General features: G+C 26.1%; 1 pseudogene. It reads left to right on the plus strand.

The features are described 5' to 3' along the window. Positions 1-217 precede the first annotated feature (217 nt). Positions 218-522 (plus strand): annotated as a pseudogene (locus tag RB298_RS02650) (replication/maintenance protein RepL); the annotation flags it as partial.

The raw sequence follows: 522 nt of genomic DNA on the forward strand, positions 1-522 counted from the left end.
AAATAAACCTATATAAACGTTGATGCAGCAACATTTATATGAATTAACTATAATCGTATTTATTATAAATTATAATCACATAGGTTACAGAACATAATCATATTTGTTATAAAGTATAATCTAAAACAGATTATAAAAACAAACAAAACACCTTGAACCTATTTGATTTTTATAATACGATATAGATTATAAATGATAATATAAAAGAGGTGTGTAATTGAAAAGTTGGGAAAAAGAACTAATTGGAAATACACAAAGAAAAAGGATCAGTAAAGAAGTTAAAGAAACAGTTACTAATGGTGATGGAGAAAAGCTATTTCAAAAGCATATCGAAGAATCATATGTTTCCAAAGAACCTGATTACGTAAAAATTTATTTGGATAATATCCTACAGATAAATAACCTATCAAGTGGCATCCAAAAGACATTAAACGTTCTTCTTAAAAGAATGGCCTATGATAACATAGTGGTTTTAAATGCATACATAAAGAAACAAATGGCTGAAGAATTAGGATTTAGTAC

The sequence above is a fragment of the Priestia sp. BR_2 genome (assembly GCF_041954005.1).
GTDB classification, from domain to species: Bacteria; Bacillota; Bacilli; order Paenibacillales; family Paenibacillaceae; genus Paenibacillus_AQ; species Paenibacillus_AQ lautus_A.